This is a genomic window from Streptomyces sp. WY228 (genome assembly GCF_019287315.1).
In the GTDB taxonomy this organism is placed as follows: Bacteria; Actinomycetota; Actinomycetes; order Streptomycetales; family Streptomycetaceae; genus Streptomyces; species Streptomyces caviscabies.
In genome coordinates, this window is record NZ_CP079114.1 from 1,593,664 (window position 1) to 1,612,095 (window position 18,432).

Sequence of the window (18,432 nt, forward strand, 5' to 3'; positions counted from 1 at the left end):
CGACGGAAGCCGCCACGGTCGTTGTCGCGTCGAGGTGCGCCGGAACCGGACCGGTCGTCACGACCACCGCGGTAACCGCCCCCGTCACCGCCGTCCCGGCGACGCGGCTCGCGCTCCGGACGATCGTCGGGAGAGTTGGTGGACATGGGTGTGACTCCTGTCTTCGGGTACCACAGACATTCTCGCGCAGCCGACCATCCGACGCGCTTCGGGAAAAACAAAAGGACCCCTGGTCCCAGCATGAACGCTGGGACCAGGGGTCCTTGAAAGATTGTTCGGCGGCGTCCTACTCTCCCACAGGGTCCCCCCTGCAGTACCATCGGCGCTGAAAGGCTTAGCTTCCGGGTTCGGAATGTAACCGGGCGTTTCCCTAACGCAATGACCACCGAAACCCTATCGGGTTCTAGCGAACAAGCACACTCTTCAATTAAGTAGTGAAACTGTTCAACCGGTGCGACAACTGTTCGCAACCCGGGAACAACACAGTGGACGCGAGCAACTGAGGACAAGCCCTCGGCCTATTAGTACCAGTCAGCTCCACCCGTTACCGGGCTTCCACATCTGGCCTATCAACCCAGTCGTCTACTGGGAGCCTTAACCCCTCAAAGGGGGTGGGAATACTCATCTCGAAGCAGGCTTCCCGCTTAGATGCTTTCAGCGGTTATCCTTTCCGAACGTAGCCAACCAGCCATGCCCTTGGCAGGACAACTGGCACACCAGAGGTTCGTCCGTCCCGGTCCTCTCGTACTAGGGACAGCCCTTCTCAATATTCCTACGCGCACAGCGGATAGGGACCGAACTGTCTCACGACGTTCTAAACCCAGCTCGCGTACCGCTTTAATGGGCGAACAGCCCAACCCTTGGGACCGACTCCAGCCCCAGGATGCGACGAGCCGACATCGAGGTGCCAAACCATCCCGTCGATATGGACTCTTGGGGAAGATCAGCCTGTTATCCCAGGGTACCTTTTATCCGTTGAGCGACAGCGCTTCCACAAGCCACTGCCGGATCACTAGTCCCGACTTTCGTCCCTGCTCGACCCGTCGGTCTCACAGTCAAGCTCCCTTGTGCACTTACACTCAACACCTGATTACCAACCAGGCTGAGGGAACCTTTGGGCGCCTCCGTTACTCTTTAGGAGGCAACCGCCCCAGTTAAACTACCCATCAGACACTGTCCCTGATCCGGATCACGGACCCAGGTTAGACATCCAGCACGACCAGAGTGGTATTTCAACGACGACTCCACAACCACTGGCGTGGCCGCTTCAAAGTCTCCCACCTATCCTACACAAGCCGAACCGAACACCAATATCAAACTATAGTAAAGGTCCCGGGGTCTTTCCGTCCTGCTGCGCGAAACGAGCATCTTTACTCGTAGTGCAATTTCACCGGGCCTATGGTTGAGACAGTCGAGAAGTCGTTACGCCATTCGTGCAGGTCGGAACTTACCCGACAAGGAATTTCGCTACCTTAGGATGGTTATAGTTACCACCGCCGTTCACTGGCGCTTAAGTTCTCAGCTTCGCCAACCCGAAAGTCAGCTAACCGGTCCCCTTAACGTTCCAGCACCGGGCAGGCGTCAGTCCGTATACATCGCCTTACGGCTTCGCACGGACCTGTGTTTTTAGTAAACAGTCGCTTCTCGCTGGTCTCTGCGGCCACCCCCAGCTCAAGCAGCAAGTGCTATCACCGGTGATGGCCCCTTCTCCCGAAGTTACGGGGCATTTTGCCGAGTTCATAACCATAGTTCACCCGAACGCCTCGGTATTCTCTACCTGACCACCTGAGTCGGTTTAGGGTACGGGCCGCCATGAAACTCGCTAGAGGCTTTTCTCGACAGCATAGGATCATCCACTTCACCACAATCGGCTCGGCATCAGGTCTCACCCTTAACGTGTGACGGATTTACCTACCACACGGGCTACACCCTTACCCCGGGACAACCACCGCCCGGGCTGGACTACCTTCCTGCGTCACCCCATCGCTTACCTACTACAAGTCTGGTTCATCGGCTCCACCACTACCCTCAACTCCGAAGAGATCGGGCCGGCTTCACGGACTTAGCATCGCCTGATTCAGTACTGGGCGTTTCAAAGCGGGTACCGGAATATCAACCGGTTGTCCATCGACTACGCCTGTCGGCCTCGCCTTAGGTCCCGACTTACCCTGGGCAGATCAGCTTGACCCAGGAACCCTTAGTCAATCGGCGCACGTTTCTCACGTGTGTATCGCTACTCATGCCTGCATTCTCACTCGTGAACCGTCCACAACTCGCTTCCGCGGCTGCTTCACCCGGCACACGACGCCCTACCCATCCCAGCCCCGTTGGTACATGCTGGAATGACACGACTTCGGCGGTACGCTTGAGCCCCGCTACATTGTCGGCGCGGAATCACTTGACCAGTGAGCTATTACGCACTCTTTCAAGGGTGGCTGCTTCTAAGCCAACCTCCTGGTTGTCTCTGCGACTCCACATCCTTTCCCACTTAGCGTACGCTTAGGGGCCTTAGTCGATGCTCTGGGCTGTTTCCCTCTCGACCATGGAGCTTATCCCCCACAGTCTCACTGCCGCGCTCTCACTTACCGGCATTCGGGTTTGGCTAAGGTCAGTAACCCGGTAGGGCCCATCGCCTATCCAGTGCTCTACCTCCGGCAAGAAACACACGACGCTGCACCTAAATGCATTTCGGGAGAACCAGCTATCACGGAGTTTGATTGGCCTTTCACCCTAACCACAGGTCATCCCCAGGTTTTCAACCCTGGTGGGTTCGGTCCTCCACGAAGTCTTACCTCCGCTTCAACCTGCCCATGGCTAGATCACTCCGCTTCGGGTCTAGAGCGTGCAACTCAAACGCCCTATTCGGACTCGCTTTCGCTACGGCTTCCCCACACGGGTTAACCTCGCTACACACCGCTAACTCGCAGGCTCATTCTTCAAAGGCACGCAGTCACGACACAAGGACAAGTCCTTGTGCGACGCTCCACGGCTTGTAGGCACACGGTTTCAGGTACTATTTCACTCCGCTCCCGCGGTACTTTTCACCATTCCCTCACGGTACTATCCGCTATCGGTCACCAGGGAATATTTAGGCTTAGCGGGTGGTCCCGCCAGATTCACACGGGATTTCTCGGGCCCCGTGCTACTTGGGTGTCTCTCAAACAAGCCGCTGATGTTTCAGCTACGGGGGTCTTACCCTCTACGCCGGACCTTTCGCATGTCCTTCGCCTACATCAACGGTTTCTGACTCGTCTCACAGCCGGCAGACTGTAAAAGAGAGATCCCACAACCCCGAATGCGCAACCCCTGCCGGGTATCACACGCATACGGTTTGGCCTCATCCAGTTTCGCTCGCCACTACTCCCGGAATCACGGTTGTTTTCTCTTCCTGAGGGTACTGAGATGTTTCACTTCCCCTCGTTCCCTCCACACTGCCTATGTGTTCAGCAGCGGGTGACAGCCCATGACGACTGCCGGGTTTCCCCATTCGGAAACCCCCGGATCAAAGCTTGGTTGACAGCTCCCCGGGGACTATCGTGGCCTCCCACGTCCTTCATCGGTTCCTGGTGCCAAGGCATCCACCGTGCGCCCTTAAAAACTTGGCCACAGATGCTCGCGTCCACTGTGCAGTTCTCAAGCAACGACCAGCCACCCATCACCCCGCCCAAACAGGACGAGTTCACTGGGGCCGGCGTCGAAGGCAGCCTCTCGGCCGTACCTTCAGACACCCAACAGCGCGCCCAGTACCCGGAATTCATTCGGTTCGCTTTCCACGCTCCGAGGAGCAGTACTCGCGTCCCGGCTGAACCACCAGGTACTGAATAGTCAACGTTCCACCCATGAGCTGACCACCGTCGAACATTTGCCGACGTAGTGGCTCTGGACCCCTTTAACAGGGTCTAGATGCTCCTTAGAAAGGAGGTGATCCAGCCGCACCTTCCGGTACGGCTACCTTGTTACGACTTCGTCCCAATCGCCAGTCCCACCTTCGACAGCTCCCTCCCACAAGGGGTTGGGCCACCGGCTTCGGGTGTTACCGACTTTCGTGACGTGACGGGCGGTGTGTACAAGGCCCGGGAACGTATTCACCGCAGCAATGCTGATCTGCGATTACTAGCAACTCCGACTTCATGGGGTCGAGTTGCAGACCCCAATCCGAACTGAGACCGGCTTTTTGAGATTCGCTCCGCCTCGCGGCATCGCAGCTCATTGTACCGGCCATTGTAGCACGTGTGCAGCCCAAGACATAAGGGGCATGATGACTTGACGTCGTCCCCACCTTCCTCCGAGTTGACCCCGGCAGTCTCCTGTGAGTCCCCATCACCCCGAAGGGCATGCTGGCAACACAGAACAAGGGTTGCGCTCGTTGCGGGACTTAACCCAACATCTCACGACACGAGCTGACGACAGCCATGCACCACCTGTATACCGACCACAAGGGGGGCACCATCTCTGATGCTTTCCGGTATATGTCAAGCCTTGGTAAGGTTCTTCGCGTTGCGTCGAATTAAGCCACATGCTCCGCTGCTTGTGCGGGCCCCCGTCAATTCCTTTGAGTTTTAGCCTTGCGGCCGTACTCCCCAGGCGGGGAACTTAATGCGTTAGCTGCGGCACCGACGACGTGGAATGTCGCCAACACCTAGTTCCCAACGTTTACGGCGTGGACTACCAGGGTATCTAATCCTGTTCGCTCCCCACGCTTTCGCTCCTCAGCGTCAGTAATGGCCCAGAGATCCGCCTTCGCCACCGGTGTTCCTCCTGATATCTGCGCATTTCACCGCTACACCAGGAATTCCGATCTCCCTACCACACTCTAGCTAGCCCGTATCGAATGCAGACCCGGGGTTAAGCCCGGCTTTCACATCCGACGTGACAAGCCGCCTACGAGCTCTTTACGCCCAATAATTCCGGACAACGCTTGCGCCCTACGTATTACCGCGGCTGCTGGCACGTAGTTAGCCGGCGCTTCTTCTGCAGGTACCGTCACTTTCGCTTCTTCCCTGCTGAAAGGGTTTACAACCCGAAGGCCGTCATCCCTCACGCGGCGTCGCTGCATCAGGCTTTCGCCCATTGTGCAATATTCCCCACTGCTGCCTCCGTAGGAGTCTGGGCCGTGTCTCAGTCCCAGTGTGGCCGGTCGCCCTCTCAGGCCGGCTACCCGTCGTCGCCTTGGTAGGCCATTACCCCACCAACAAGCTGATAGGCCGCGGGCTCATCCTTCACCGCCGGACTTTTAACCCCGTCCCATGCGGGACAGAGTGTTATCCGGTATTAGACCCCGTTTCCAGGGCTTGTCCCAGAGTGAAGGGCAGATTGCCCACGTGTTACTCACCCGTTCGCCACTAATCCACCACCGAAGCGGCTTCATCGTTCGACTTGCATGTGTTAAGCACGCCGCCAGCGTTCGTCCTGAGCCAGGATCAAACTCTCCGTGAATGTTTACCCGTAATCGGGTGCACACATCACGAGAGCGGAACAACCGGTCGGAATAAGACCCGTTGTTCACAGCGTCCTCGCTGTGTATTGCCTACCGCCACCCACAAGGAGCGGAACGGCAGGACTTTCAAAGGAACCACCAACCTGCCGAAGCAGGCCGGGGTATCAACATATCTGGCGTTGACTTTTGGCACGCTGTTGAGTTCTCAAGGAACGGACGCTTCCTTCGGTCCCGTTTCACCGGGGCCCTCCGGGCGCTTCCCTTCGTTCTTGCGTTTCCGACTCTATCAGACTCTTTCGTGTCCGATTCCCGGTCGAAGCGGGGCGCTTTCGAGGTTCTTCGCTTTCGCGTTTTCCCTTTCCGGCGGTTCCAACTTTACCAGACTCTTTTCGTTCCGTTTCCGGTCCGAATTCGATTTCCGGTGGCCTGTGGAGTGGCCTTGCCTTTCGGCGTGTCCACTACGTTAGCCGATTCCCTTGGCAGCTCATAATCGAGCTGATGGGGCGAATTGCGGGCACGCCGAATTCACACCCGCCAGGGTGAATCGTAGGTAGTGGTTTGGCCACTTCGGGTGGCTCGGTGCGGTCCGATGGACCGTGCCGACAGCGGTACCCGTGTCAAGCGGCTCGGACTACATTAGGCGTCCACCGAAGGTGCGTCAAGTCGCCTTGCGGCTCGGCCGACGGCGCGGTGCGTGGGCGCGGTACGGGCTGACGGTGGGGTCACCCTCGATCCAGAAGCGCCACGGCTGGTGGGCCCCGTCGCCGCCCACCCCGGTGCGGGGGCCGCTGCGTACGAGATCACGGGGTGGCGGAGTGCCGTGCAGTACGGACAGGGCCGGGGCGGGGCCGTCGAAGAGGTCGCTGCCGTTCAGGTCGCGGTCGACGTCGAGGGCGGTGGCGAGACGGGCCGGGCCCTTGGCCAGTTCCTTGTCGTTGCGGGCCGATACGCGTCGGTGGCGGGCCAGGCCGGCGCCGAGCTCGATCTCGCCGGCTCGGAGCAGGACCCCGCTCGCCCGGCCTTCCGGACCGCAGACCAGGTTGAGGCAGTGCCACATCCCGTACGTGAAGTAGACGTACGTGTGACCGGGCGGACCGAACATCACGCCGTTGCGGGCGGTACGGCCCCGGAAGGCGTGCGAGCCCGGGTCGACCTCGCCCGCGTACGCCTCCACCTCGGTCAGGCGCAGCTCGATCGTGCCCTCCTCGGCACGTCGGACGAGCGTGCGGCCCAGGAGGTCGGGGGCGACTTCCAGTACGGAGCGGTCGAAGAAGTCGCGTGTCAGTGGGGTGCGGTCCTGGCGCTTGGTCATGGCGTCCGAGGGTACTGGGATCGCCCGGACGGGAACCGGCTACCGTCGTGGCGCGTATGTAGGGGTCAGGACCTAGAAGGAGTGACTATGGGCTTCAAGCGGCTGCTCGCGAGCATGGGTGCCGGCGGTGCCTCGGTGGAGACCGAGCTCACCGAGGTGAACGTCGTCCCCGGTGGGGTCGTCCAGGGCGAGGTGCGGATCCAGGGCGGTTCGGTCGCCCAGCAGATCGAGGGACTGAACGTCGGGCTCCAGGCGCGGGTCGAGGTCGAGAGCGGGGACCAGGAGACCAAGCAGGACATCGAGTTCACCAAGCTGAACCTCGGCGGCGCGTTCGAGGTGCAGCCCGGCGCGGTGCACGTCGTGCCGTTCGGCCTGGAGATTCCGTGGGAGACGCCGATCACGATGTTCGGCGGCCACCAGCTGCGCGGGATGAACATCGGGGTGACCACCGAGCTGGAGATCGCCCGCGCGCTGGATTCCGGTGACCTGGACCCGATCAACGTGCACCCGCTGCCGGCGCAGGAGGCCATCCTGAACGCCTTCGGCCAGCTGGGCTTCGGCTTCCGCAGCGCGGACATGGAGCGCGGGCACATCCGCGGTACGCGTCAGCGGCTGCCGTTCTACCAGGAGATCGAGTTCATCCCGCCGACGCAGTACCGCGGGCTGAACCAGGTGGAGCTGACGTTCGTCGCCGACGACCGCGAGATGGACGTCATCCTGGAGATGGACAAGAAGCCGGGACTGTTCAGCGAGGGCAGCGACTCCTACCGCGCGTTCAAGGTGGGGCTGCACGACTACCAGCAGACCGACTGGGCGGCGTACCTCAACCAGTGGCTCGCCCAGGTCGGCGGACAGCGCAACTGGCTCTAGGACGGCCTGTCGTCGAACTGCCGTCGTCCCCTCTAGAGTCGGGCCGGAAGGCAGAGGAACCGATCAGGAGAGGTGCCAGACGTGACCGAGCCGAAGAGGGCCCCGCTCCCGCACGACTTCCATCCGGAGGTTCCGGCGTTCACGGTGGTGAGCGACGATCTCGCGCCGGGGGCCGTGCTGGGCGATGCCCAGGTGCTTGCGGGTGGGAACGTTTCGCCGCAGCTGCGGTGGGAGGGTTTCCCCGAGGGGACCAAGAGCTTCGCCGTGACGTGTTTCGACCCGGACGCCCCCACAGGCAGCGGGTTCTGGCACTGGGTGCTCTTCGATCTCCCGGTGTCGGTGACCGAACTGCCGGCGGGTGCGGGCGGCGGTGAGTTCAAGGGGCTGCCCGAGAGCGCCGTTCAGGTCCGTAACGACTACGGCTCCAAGGAGTTCGGCGGTGCCGCGCCGCCGACCGGGGAACGGCACCGGTATGTGTTCACCGTCTACGCGGTGGACACCGAGAAGCTCGGGATCGACAGTGATTCCTCGCCCGCGGTGGTCGGGTTCAACCTGCGGTTCCACACACTCGGGCGTGCGCAGCTGATCGGTGAGTACCAGGCTCCCGCCGACGGCCGGGCCGACGAGTAGTTCGTTTGCTGTTTGCCCTGCTCTGGTCTTGGAGAGATCAGAGCAGGGCATTTTTTTATTGCGTTGTCCATCGCGGCCTGCCCAGCCAGAGTTGATCCGGGCCTGCCAGGGGGCGGGCGGCACACGGGAGGTGGGCAGGATGCGTGACACGCTGGTTCTCAACGCGAGCTTCGAGCCGCTGTCGACAGTGACGCTCAACCGTGCGGTGGTCCTGATCCTGACGGACAAGGCCGTCGTCGAGCAGTCGCATCCCGAGCTCCGTATGCGTGGTGCCGCCGTGGACATTCCCGCGCCCCGGGTGATCAGGCTCTGCCGGTACGTACGGGTGCCGTTCCGAAGACAGGCACCGTGGTCCAGAAGGGGTGTGCTGATACGGGACCAGCACCGGTGCGCGTACTGCGGGCGGCGGGCGTCCACCGTCGACCACGTGGTGCCGCGTGCCCAGGGCGGGCAGGACACCTGGCTGAACACGGTGGCCTCCTGCGCCGAGGACAACCACCGCAAGGCGGCCCGGACGCCGGAGCAGGCGGAGATGCCGTTGCTGAAGCAGCCGTTCGTCCCCTCCCCCGCCGAGGCGATGCTGCTGGCGATGGGGGCCGGCGACCGGGCGGAGCTGCCCGAGTGGCTGGACCGGGCAGCGGCCGCGTAGGGCATGGCGGCGGTCGTGCGATGCGGTCGCGGGGAGCTGTGACGTAGTCGGTGTACGTCTGGTGATGTATGCGTGGGCCCGTCCCTGTGAGGGGGCGGGCCCACGTGTGTCAGCGGAGCAGCAGCTGGACGATGGCCACCGTGCCGACGGCCACGATGAGGGCACGCAGGACGGTGGGGCTGAGGCGGCGGCCGACCTTGGCGCCTATCTGGCCGCCGATGGCCGAGCCGACCGCGATGAGGAGGACGGCCGTCCAGTCGAAGTGGGCGACGAAGAGGAAGAACAGCGCGGCGATGGTGTTGACCACGGCGGCCAGGACGTTCTTGACGGCGTTGAGGCGCTGCATCGTGTCGTCGAGCAGCATGCCCATCAGGGAGAGGTAGATGATTCCCTGGGCGGCGGTGAAGTAGCCGCCGTAGACGCTGGCGAGCATCAGGCCGACGAAGAGGAGCGGGCCGCCGTCGGTGCGGGGCGCGGTGCCGGTGTGCTCACGGCGGCGCTGGACGGCTTTGCTGATGCGTGGTTGCAGGATCACCAGGACGAGCGCCAGCGCGACCAGGACCGGGACGATCGTCTCGAAGGCCGTGGAGGGCAGCGCGAGCAGGAGGGTCGCTCCGGTGAGGCCGCCGACGGCGGCTCCGATGCTCAGTTTGATGATGCGGCGGCGCTGGCCGGTCAGTTCCTTGCGGTAGCCGATGGCTCCGCTGATGGAGCCGGGGATGAGGCCCAGGGCGTTGGACACGGTCGCGGTGACCGGGGGGAGGCCGGTGGCGAGCAGGACGGGGAAGGTGATCAGGGTGCCGGAGCCGACGATCGTGTTGATCGTGCCCGCTCCGACTCCGGCCGCGAAGACGGCGAGTATTTCCCAGATGGACAACGCCATCTCCTTCGGTGGTCAGTGACGCCTCCCCGCCATGAAGGTCGAGGGGCCTCACTGATCATGCACGAAGGGGATCGGGGGTCAGTAGACCGGGGGTTCCTCGCGTCGTTCCACCGGGGCCGGGATGCCGCCCTTGCCGCCGTTGCCCCCATTGCCGCCGTTGCCCCCGTTTCCGCCGTCGCCGCCGGTGTTGAAGCCGGGCATGCCGCCGCCGAGGTTGCCGAAGGCTCCGCTGAGGCCCTTGAGGGCGTCGCCGATCTCGCTGGGCACGATCCAGAGCTTGTTGGCGTCGCCCTCGGCGATCTTCGGGAGCATCTGGAGGTACTGGTACGAGAGGAGCTTCTGGTCCGGGTCTCCGGCGTGGATGGCCTCGAAGACCGTACGGACGGCCTGGGCCTCGCCCTCGGCGCGCAGGGCGGCGGCCTTGGCCTCACCCTCGGCGCGCAGGATCGCGGACTGCTTCTCACCTTCGGCGGTGAGGATCTGGGACTGCCGGATGCCCTCGGCGGTGAGGATCGCGGCGCGCTTGTCGCGGTCGGCGCGCATCTGCTTCTCCATCGAGTCCTGGATGGAGGTCGGCGGCTCGATCGCCTTGAGCTCGACGCGGTTGACGCGGATGCCCCACTTGCCGGTCGCTTCGTCGAGGACGCCGCGCAGGGCCGCGTTGATCTCCTCGCGGGAGGTGAGGGTCCGCTCCAGGTCCATGCCGCCGATGATGTTGCGGAGGGTGGTGACGGTGAGCTGCTCGATCGCCTGGATGTAGCTGGCGACTTCGTAGGTCGCGGCGCGGGCGTCGGTCACCTGGTAGTAGATGACGGTGTCGATGTTGACGACCAGGTTGTCCTGGGTGATCACCGGCTGCGGCGGGAAGGGCACCACCTGTTCACGGAGGTCGATCCGGTTGCGGATCGAGTCGATGAACGGGACGACGATGTTCAGGCCCGCGTTCAGGGTGCGGGTGTAGCGGCCGAATCGCTCGACGATGGCGGCGCTGGCCTGCGGGATGACCTGAATCGTCTTGATCAGGGCGATGAAGACGAGCACCACCAGAATGATCAGAACGATGATGATCGGTTGCATCGTGTCTCTCGTGCCCTTCGGTTGGCCGGTGGATCGCGGTGATCGGGGTCGGTCCTCAGATGCGGCCGGTGGCCGTGGCGTTGTGGGCCGGCCCGGGTTTCCCTGATGATCGACATGATCGACTTCGAGTCTGGCAGACCGTGGCCCGCCTCGTGCGCGCTTCGGTCACATGACCACGGCCGTCGCTCCGTCGATGTCCACGACATCGACCTGGCTGCCGGGTTCGAAGACCTGGTCGGCGTCGAGCGAGCGGGCCGACCAGACCTCGCCGGCGAGCTTGATACGGCCGCCGTCAGCCGACACCCGTTCCAGCACGACCGCTTGACGGCCCTTCAGGGCGTCGATTCCGCTGGCCTGCCCGGTCTGTCCGGCCCGGTGTCTGGCGGCGATCGGGCGCACGACGGCGATCAGCGCGACCGAGACCACGACGAAGACCAGCACCTGGGCGACGATTCCGCCGCCGAGGGCGGCGACGGCCGATGCGGCCACCGCCCCGACGGCGAACATCCCGAACTCGGGCATCGCGGTCAGGACGAGAGGGATGCCCAGTCCCACCGCGCCGATCAGCCACCACACCCATGCGTCGATGTCCACATGGTCATCGTAGGACTGTCGGTGCGTCACCGACAGGGCGCACGGGGGTCAACTGCGGTGAACCGCCTGCCGATCGGGGTGCGATGGCCTCGTGCGACGACCTCGTGCGGCGGCCTCGGTCAGGAGAGCGGCAGGCCGTGGGCGGTGTAGCGGTCGCCGGTGTGCTCGACGATGAGCGGCAGGCCGAAGCAGAGGGAGAGGTTACGGGAGCTGAGCTCGGTCTCCATGGGACCGGCCGCGAGGATCTTGCCCTGGCGGATCATGAGGACGTGGGTGAACCCGGGCGCGATCTCCTCGACGTGGTGGGTCACCATGATCATGGAGGGGGCGAACGGGTCGCGGGCGAGGCGGCCGAGGCGGCGGACGAGGTCCTCGCGCCCGCCGAGGTCGAGTCCGGCGGCGGGCTCGTCCAGCAGCAGCAGTTCGGGGTCGGTCATCATGGCGCGGGCGATGAGCGTGCGCTTGCGCTCGCCTTCGGAGAGGGTGCCGAACTTGCGGTCCAGGTACTCGGTCATGCCGAGGCGGTCGAGGAAGGCGCGGGCGCGCTCCTCGTCGACGGCCTCGTAGTCCTCGTGCCAGGTGGCGGTCATGCCGTACGCGGCGGTGAGGACCGTCTGCAGCACCGTCTGGCGCTTGGGCAGCTTGTCGGCCATCGCCACGCCGGCCATGCCGATGCGGGGGCGGAGCTCGAAGACGTCGGTGCCGACGCCGCCGAGCCGCTCACCGAGGATCGTGGCCGTTCCCTTGCTGGGGAAGAGGTAGCTGGAGGCGAGGTTGAGGAGGGTCGTCTTGCCGGCGCCGTTCGGGCCGAGGATGACCCAGCGCTCCCCCTCCTTGACCGACCAGGAGACATCGTCCACCAGAGCGCGTCCGTCGCGGACCACGGATACGTCCACCAGCTCCAACACATCGCTCATGGCGCGTTGTCTCCCCAAGCAGTCTCGTCGATCTTCGCGTGCCGGTGGGCACGGCTCCCAAGGAAAACCTACGCCACCGCGCGAGCGGTTCAGGCGTGAGGGGCGTTCCCGGCCGTTGCCTAGTCTGTCGGCATGCTTGTCGAACCACGTTCAGGGTTGTTGGCCGCTTGGGGAAACGCGCTTCTGGCGGGACTCGTCTCGCCGGACGAGGCGGCCCTCGCGATTGTCGGACAGGACGCGGTGCACCGCGTCGAGGGGCTGCCGGGTGAGGCGGAGCCGGTCGGGCTCACGCTGGCGCTCGGCCGGCTGAGGAGGCTCGGGGCGACCGGGTTCCGGGTGGCGCTGCCGGTGCCGGGGCATCCGCTGGGGTTGAGCGGTCCGCCCGATTTCAATGCGCGGGCGCTGGAGGCGGAGGAGGCGGTGGTCGCGTACGGGGTGCCGTACGGACTGGTGCCCGAGGTGAGCGAGGCGGGGCCGGAGGGGGATCTGCACGTCGAGGTGGTGTGGCGGGTACTGCCGGTACGGGAGGCGCCGCCCGCGGATGTGCCGTCGCTGGGCGAGGCGGAGCGGGAGCTGGCGGAGGCGTTGCGGGATGCGACGGCGGTGCTGTCGCGGCTGGACGTGGCCGGGTCCGGTCCGGTGGCCGAGGCGGCGGTGGACGCGTACCGGGCGCGGGCGGAACGGAGCCGGGGGCGCGAGGTGCTGGCGCCCGGGTATCCGCCGCGGGCGGTGCGGGTGCTGGAGATGGCACAGCGGGTGGGGCTGCTGGTCTCGGTGGCGTACGAGAACGGGCACGGTGGTGCGGTGAGCGCGTCGGAGATCGCGGCGCGGGGGGAGGCGTTGCGGCCGGTGGAGCGGGTGGCTCGGCGGGCGTTGGTGGCGGCGTACAACGCGTATGTGGAGGGCGGGGAGGTTCGGCGGTAGGCCGCGGGCCTTTTGTCCTCAAGCGCCGGACGGGCTGGAGATGGTGCGGGGGCTCCGTCTGGGCGGTTCCGTCCTCAAGCGCCGGACGGGCTGGGAAGTGGCCGGGCGGGCTGGAAGCGGGTGGGGTGTGCGAAAGCCGGGCGGGGCCTTGGGGATGGGAGGCGCCGTCCGGCTTTCGCGGTGGGGCTCGGGTCAGTGGTTGAGGCCGAGGTTGCCGAAGGCCGGGTTGAGCAGGCCCACCACGTTGACCGTGTTGCCGACCACGTTCACCGGGACGGCGACGGGAACCTGCACGAGGTTGCCGCTGGCGACGCCCGGGGAGTGGGCGGCCAGGCCCTCGGCGCCGGCACCGCTGTGGCCGGTGGCGGAGGCGGCTCCGGCGCCGGCGGCGATGAGCCCGCCCGCGATCATGGTGACGGCGGCGGCCTTCTTCAGGTTCTTCACTTCAGGTTCCTCCTAGAGAGGCTGCGACGAGCCGCCGCAGCACGTCCTGGAGAACGCCGCGCACCCCGGAAGGATGCGCCGTACGGGTGACATACACCCGACAGTATGAATCTCGGTCCGGACGGGAACCCGCGTCGGCGGCGACGTCAGCCCGCCGCTCCATGGCGTACCGCCCAGAGGGCCGCCTGGGTCCGGTCGGACAGGTCGAGCTTCATCAGGATGTTCGAGACGTGCGTCTTGACCGTCTTCTCCGAGAGGACGAGTGCGCGGGCGATCTCGCGGTTGGAACGGCCGTCCGCGATGAGGCCGAGGACTTCGCGTTCCCGTTCGGTGAGCGTGCTCCCCCGGCCCGTGCCGGTGCCCGCGTCGTCCTGGGCGAGGAGTGCGCCGGCGACCTCCGGCTGGAGCAGGACATGACCGGCGTGGACCGAGCGGATGGCGCCGGCCAGGGCGTCGGGGTCGACGTCCTTGTAGACGTAACCGGAGGCTCCGGCGCGCAGGGCGGGGACCACCGTGCGCTGTTCGGTGAAGCTGGTGACGATGAGGACCTTCGCCGGGTTGTCGAGCTCGCGCAGGCGGCGCAGCGCCTCGATGCCGTCGGTGCCGGGCATCTTGATGTCCATCAGCACGACGTCGGGGCGGAGCTCCTCGGTCCGGGCCACGCCCTCCGCGCCGTCGGACGCCTCGCCGACGACCTCTATGTCCTCCTGGATCTCCAGGAACGTACGCAGTCCTCGGCGGACCACCTGATGGTCGTCGACCAGCAGCACCCTGATGATCTTGTCAGCCACCGGGAACCTCCATCTCGATCGTGGCGCCCTTGCCGGGCTCCGAGGCAACGGTGAGTCGGCCGCCGACGCTGCTCGCCCGGTGGCGCATCGAGACGAGGCCGAGGTGACGGCCCGCCCGCCGGACGGCGGTGGGGTCGAACCCGACGCCGTCGTCGGTGACGCGCAGGACGGTGGCCGCGCCGCGCCGGGCCAGGGTGACGCTCACCCGCTCCGCGCGGGAGTGGCGCAGTGCGTTGTGCAGGGCCTCCTGGGCGACGCGGAGCAGCGCTTCCTCCTGGGCGGCGGGCAGTGCGCGTACGCCGCAGCTCTCGAAGGCGACCTCGGCGGTGTGCGCCCGGTCCAGGACCTGGATCTGGGTACGGAGGGTGGCGATCAGACCGTCCTCGTCGAGGGCGGCCGGGCGCAGCTCCACGACCGCCGCCCGCAGTTCGTCGACGGCCTCGGCGGCGAGGACGGCGACCTGCTGGAGTTCGCCCTTGGCGCGGGCGGGGTCGCGGTCGACGAGGGCGGTGGCGGCCTGCGCGGTGAGGCGGAGCGAGAACAGCTTCTGGCTGACCGCGTCGTGCAGCTCATGGGCGAGCCGGGAGCGTTCCTCGGCGATGGTCAGCTCGCGGCTGCGCTCGTAGAGGCGGGCGTTGGTGAGAGCGATGGCGGCGTGCTGGGCGAGGATCTGGAGCAGTTCCTCGTCCTCGGCGGTGAAGCCGCAGCCGCCGTCGGGCTTGGGGCACATCTTGTTGGCGAGGAACAGCGCTCCGATGATCTCGTCGCCGTCCATGATGGGCAGGCCGAGGAAGTCGGACATGTCGGGGTGGGCGTCGGGCCAGCCCTCGAAGCGCGGGTCCTTGCGGACGTCGGCGAGGCGTTCGGGCTTCGCCTGATGCAGCATCGCGGCGAGGATGCCGTGCTGGCGGGGCAGCGGGCCGATGGCCTTCCACTGTTCGTCGCTGACGCCGTCGACCACGAACTGGGCGAAGCCGCCGTGGTCGTCCGGGACGCCGAGGGCCGCGTACTGGGCGTCGAGCAGCTCGCGGGCGGAGGCGACGATCGTCTTCAGGACGTCGCCCACTTCCAGGTGCCGGCTCATGGCGAGCAGTGCGGCACTCACCGCGGCGAGGCCCGACGGTGGGCGATGGCTCATGGGATCACCGTACCGGCGGGGACCGAGCGGCCGTATCGGGCCGGGGGCGGTGCCGGGCGTGCGGGGGCCTAGGTCCGGGCGGGCGCGCCTCTCGGTCGGAGGTCGTAGGACCGCTCGGGTCCTACGTCGAAGTGCCGGGAGAGGGTGCGGCTCGCGGGCGAGGCGCGGCGCGGTCCGGGCTTTCTACGTTGGGAGCGCCGGGGTCTCCCGGTGACGCCGAGGGTACGAAGGGGACGGTCGTCATGCCGGTCGCGATGATCACGGGTGGTTCGAAGGGGCTGGGGCGCGCGCTGGCGGCGGCGCTGGCCGGGCAGGGATGGGACCTGGTGGTGGACGCCCGGACCGCCGACGTGCTGGAGGACACGGCGCGGGAGCTGCGCGCCCGGTACGGGACGCGGGTGGTGGCCGTGCCGGGTGATGTCACGGACGCGGCGCACCGGGCGGAGCTGGTGGCCGCCGCCGGGTCGCTGGGCGGTCTCGACCTGTTGGTGAGCAACGCGAGCGTGCTGGGCGCGGAGCCGCTGGTCCGGCTGGACGTGCTGCCGTTGGAAGGGCTGCGGCGGGCGCTGGAGACGAATGTGGTGGCGGCGCTCGGTCTCGTACAGGAGGCGTTGCCGCTGCTGCGGGCCTCGGAGGCGGGGTCGGTGGTGGTGATCAGCTCGGACGCGGCGGCGGAGCCGTATCCGACGTGGGGCGGTTACGGGGCGTCGAAGGCGGCTCTCGACCAGCTGGCGGCGGTGCTGGGTGAGGAGGAGCCGGGGCTGCGGGTGTGGGCCGTCGACCCGGGTGACATGGCGACGGATCTGTTCGCCGCGGCGGTCCCGGAGGAGGCGGACGAGCCGCGGCCGTCGCCGGAGAGCGTGGCGCCCGCGTTCCTGCGGCTGCTGCGGGAGCGGCCGGCCGGTGGGCGGTTCGCCGCCCCGGCGCTGCTGGCGGAACCGGGCGCCCCGGGCGGGGGCCGGCGATGAGCGCGCCGGGGCGGCGCCCGGGCGGGGTGCGGATGGACGAGGACCGCACGAGTGCCCCCGGCCCGGGCAGGGCCGGACCGGGCGCCTCGTTCCGCACCGCCGGACCGCCCCGGTCCGGCGGTGCGCGGGCGGCCGCCGAAGGCGTCGCGGCCCCGGGGCCCGGCTCGGCGGGAGCGGGCGACGGGCCCACCGGTGAGACCGCGGGCCGGGGTGCGGGGGTGGCGGTGCCGGGGGGCTGGAGGCGTTGCGGGTGCCGGACGGCCTGTCGGCCCGGGTACCGGCCGAGCAGCGGGGTGCGGGGCGTGACGACGTACGGCTGCTCGTGTCGCGGGGGCGGGCGGTCTCGCACCGGGCGTTCCGGGAGCTGCCCGGGGAGCTGCGGGCCGGGGACGTGCTGGTGGTGAACACCTCCATGACGCTGCCCGCCGCGGTGAACGGGCGGGTCGGCGGGGAGCGGGTCGTCGTGCACTTCTCGACGCGGGGTGCGGACGGGCGGTGGGCGGTGGAGCTGCGGGCGCCCGGCGCGGCGGGGGCCACCGGGCCGCGGCCCGGCGGTCCGGCGGGGGCGGTGGTGCGGCTGCCGGGCGGGCGGACCCTGGTGGTCGAGGAGCCGCTGGGGCCCGCGTCGGGGGCGCGGCTGTGGTGGGCTCGGGTGCCGGAGCCGATGTCGATGTCCTTGTCGGAGCCTCAGTCGGGGCCGGGGGCGGAATCGATGCCGGGGCCGGAGAGGACGCGGCCGGTGCCGAGGCCGGAGTGGAGGCCGACGTCGGTCCCAAAGCGGGATCCGATGCCGGAGTCGAGGTCGGAGGCGGAGTCGGCGCAGGGGCTGGTGCCGGGGCTGGTGCGGGAGTCGGAAGCGGCGGAGGAGGCGGCGAGGCCGATGCGGGGGCCGGTGCCGGACGCCGATCCGATGCGAGGACTGGTGCGGGAATCGGAGGCGGAGAAGGAGGCGGCGAGGTCGATGCGGGGGCCGGTGCCGGACTCCGTGCCGGAGTTCCTGCGGCGGTACGGGCGGCCGATCCGGTACGGGTACACGGAGCGGGATCAGCCGCTGTCCGCGTACCAGACGGTGTTCGCGGCGCCCTCGCCGGACGGGAGCGGTTCGGCGGAGATGCCGAGTGCCGCGCGGCCCTTCACCGCCGCGCTGGTGGCGGAGCTCGTGCGCCGGGGGGTGCTGTTCGCTCCGCTGTCCCTGCATACGGGGGTGGCGTCGGCGGAGGCGCACGAGCCGCCGTACCCGGAGCGGTTCTCGGTGCCGCCGGCGACGGCGTGGCTGGTGAACGCCGTACGGGCGGCGCGCGGCGGCGACCGTACGACGGGCGGGCGGGTGATCGCGGTGGGCACCACGGCCGTGCGGGCGCTGGAGTCGGCGGCGGGGGCGGACGGGCTGGTGCGGCCGGTGGCGGGGTGGACGGATCTGGTGGTGACGCCGCGCCGGGGCGTGCGGGTGGTGGACGGGCTGCTGACCGGGCTGCACGAACCCCGGGCCTCGCACCTGCTGATGCTGGAGGCGGTGGCGGGGCGCGAGGCGCTGCGCCTCGGGTACGAGGCGGCGCTCCAGGAGCGGTACCTCTGGCACGAGTTCGGGGACGTCCACCTCCTCCTGCGGGATGAGGAACGTAACGCTCCGGATTGCTCCAGCAACGAGTGGTGAGACTGTTACGTCGCCGATGTGAGCCCAGGCATAGGGCCTACATCACTTACGAACGCACCTAGTGGACACATAAGGGCGATTTGAGCAGGCCTGAGCGGGGGTCATTTCGGACGAACGGGACCCTCTTCCACTACCCGGCTTCGT

At 67.0% G+C, this 18,432-nt stretch carries 14 protein-coding genes and 3 rRNA genes; 6 read left to right on the forward strand and 11 right to left on the reverse strand.

Annotated elements, in window-relative coordinates:
• Positions 1-273: 273 nt before the first annotated feature.
• From rrf to KV381_RS06750, 4 genes are all read right to left on the reverse strand, one after another.
• Positions 274-390: ribosomal RNA gene (rrf, locus tag KV381_RS06735) — 5S ribosomal RNA — on the reverse strand.
• A 111-nt stretch (positions 391-501) separates the two neighbouring features.
• Positions 502-3,605, reverse strand: a 23S ribosomal RNA gene (locus tag KV381_RS06740).
• Positions 3,606-3,914: 309 nt separating this feature from the next.
• Positions 3,915-5,436: ribosomal RNA gene (locus tag KV381_RS06745) — 16S ribosomal RNA — on the reverse strand.
• Together the 16S, 23S and 5S rRNA genes form the textbook arrangement of a ribosomal RNA operon.
• Before the next feature lie 659 nt (positions 5,437-6,095).
• Complete coding sequence (locus tag KV381_RS06750) at positions 6,096-6,749, reverse strand: DNA-3-methyladenine glycosylase (protein ID WP_086779470.1); 654 nt, start codon at positions 6,747-6,749, stop codon at positions 6,096-6,098.
• A gap of 87 nt (positions 6,750-6,836) precedes the next feature.
• Here KV381_RS06750 and KV381_RS06755 point away from each other — a divergent pair, with 87 nt between their 5' ends.
• The 3 genes from KV381_RS06755 to KV381_RS06765 all read left to right on the forward strand — a co-directional run bounded on the left by KV381_RS06755 (position 6,837) and on the right by KV381_RS06765 (position 8,898).
• On the forward strand, positions 6,837-7,619 hold the full coding sequence (locus KV381_RS06755; protein ID WP_030088542.1) for a sporulation protein: 783 nt from the start codon (positions 6,837-6,839) through the stop codon (positions 7,617-7,619).
• 81 nt (positions 7,620-7,700) lie between these two features.
• A complete protein-coding gene (locus tag KV381_RS06760; protein WP_086779471.1) occupies positions 7,701-8,249 on the forward strand; it encodes a YbhB/YbcL family Raf kinase inhibitor-like protein in 549 nt (182 codons plus the stop codon).
• A 139-nt stretch (positions 8,250-8,388) separates the two neighbouring features.
• Positions 8,389-8,898: an HNH endonuclease gene (locus tag KV381_RS06765; protein ID WP_030088546.1), complete on the forward strand. Its 510-nt coding sequence runs from the start codon at positions 8,389-8,391 to the stop codon at positions 8,896-8,898.
• Between the two features lie 109 nt (positions 8,899-9,007).
• On the opposite strand, the gene KV381_RS06770 is transcribed toward KV381_RS06765, so the two are convergent.
• The 4 genes from KV381_RS06770 to KV381_RS06785 all read right to left on the reverse strand — a co-directional run bounded on the left by KV381_RS06770 (position 9,008) and on the right by KV381_RS06785 (position 12,369).
• Complete coding sequence (locus KV381_RS06770; RefSeq protein ID WP_030088548.1) at positions 9,008-9,775, reverse strand: sulfite exporter TauE/SafE family protein; 768 nt, start codon at positions 9,773-9,775, stop codon at positions 9,008-9,010.
• 84 nt (positions 9,776-9,859) lie between these two features.
• A complete protein-coding gene (locus KV381_RS06775) occupies positions 9,860-10,858 on the reverse strand; it encodes an SPFH domain-containing protein (RefSeq protein WP_030627312.1) in 999 nt (332 codons plus the stop codon).
• A gap of 165 nt (positions 10,859-11,023) precedes the next feature.
• Positions 11,024-11,452 (reverse strand): NfeD family protein, encoded by a 429-nt coding sequence (locus KV381_RS06780; protein ID WP_030088552.1) that lies wholly within the window; start codon positions 11,450-11,452, stop codon positions 11,024-11,026.
• 119 nt (positions 11,453-11,571) lie between these two features.
• Positions 11,572-12,369, reverse strand: coding sequence for an ABC transporter ATP-binding protein (locus tag KV381_RS06785; protein WP_086779473.1), 798 nt, complete (start codon positions 12,367-12,369; stop codon positions 11,572-11,574).
• Between the two features lie 132 nt (positions 12,370-12,501).
• On the opposite strand from KV381_RS06785, the gene KV381_RS06790 reads away from it, so the two are divergent.
• On the forward strand, positions 12,502-13,293 hold the full coding sequence (locus tag KV381_RS06790) for a hypothetical protein (protein WP_218784901.1): 792 nt from the start codon (positions 12,502-12,504) through the stop codon (positions 13,291-13,293).
• A 192-nt stretch (positions 13,294-13,485) separates the two neighbouring features.
• Here the strand turns inward: KV381_RS06790 and KV381_RS06795 are convergent, their stop codons facing one another.
• From KV381_RS06795 to KV381_RS06805, 3 genes are all read right to left on the reverse strand, one after another.
• Positions 13,486-13,737 (reverse strand): chaplin family protein, encoded by a 252-nt coding sequence (locus KV381_RS06795; protein WP_030088558.1) that lies wholly within the window; start codon positions 13,735-13,737, stop codon positions 13,486-13,488.
• A 146-nt stretch (positions 13,738-13,883) separates the two neighbouring features.
• Positions 13,884-14,528: a response regulator transcription factor gene (locus tag KV381_RS06800; RefSeq protein ID WP_030088560.1), complete on the reverse strand. Its 645-nt coding sequence runs from the start codon at positions 14,526-14,528 to the stop codon at positions 13,884-13,886.
• Complete coding sequence (locus KV381_RS06805) at positions 14,521-15,666, reverse strand: GAF domain-containing sensor histidine kinase (protein ID WP_218784903.1); 1,146 nt, start codon at positions 15,664-15,666, stop codon at positions 14,521-14,523. Before KV381_RS06805 ends, KV381_RS06800 begins: the two co-directional genes overlap by 8 nt.
• Before the next feature lie 242 nt (positions 15,667-15,908).
• On the opposite strand from KV381_RS06805, the gene KV381_RS06810 reads away from it, so the two are divergent.
• Positions 15,909-16,634, forward strand: coding sequence for an SDR family oxidoreductase (locus KV381_RS06810; RefSeq protein ID WP_218784905.1), 726 nt, complete (start codon positions 15,909-15,911; stop codon positions 16,632-16,634).
• A 235-nt stretch (positions 16,635-16,869) separates the two neighbouring features.
• Positions 16,870-18,288, forward strand: coding sequence for an S-adenosylmethionine:tRNA ribosyltransferase-isomerase (locus KV381_RS36360; RefSeq protein ID WP_373461198.1), 1,419 nt, complete (start codon positions 16,870-16,872; stop codon positions 18,286-18,288).
• Positions 18,289-18,432 lie beyond the last annotated feature (144 nt).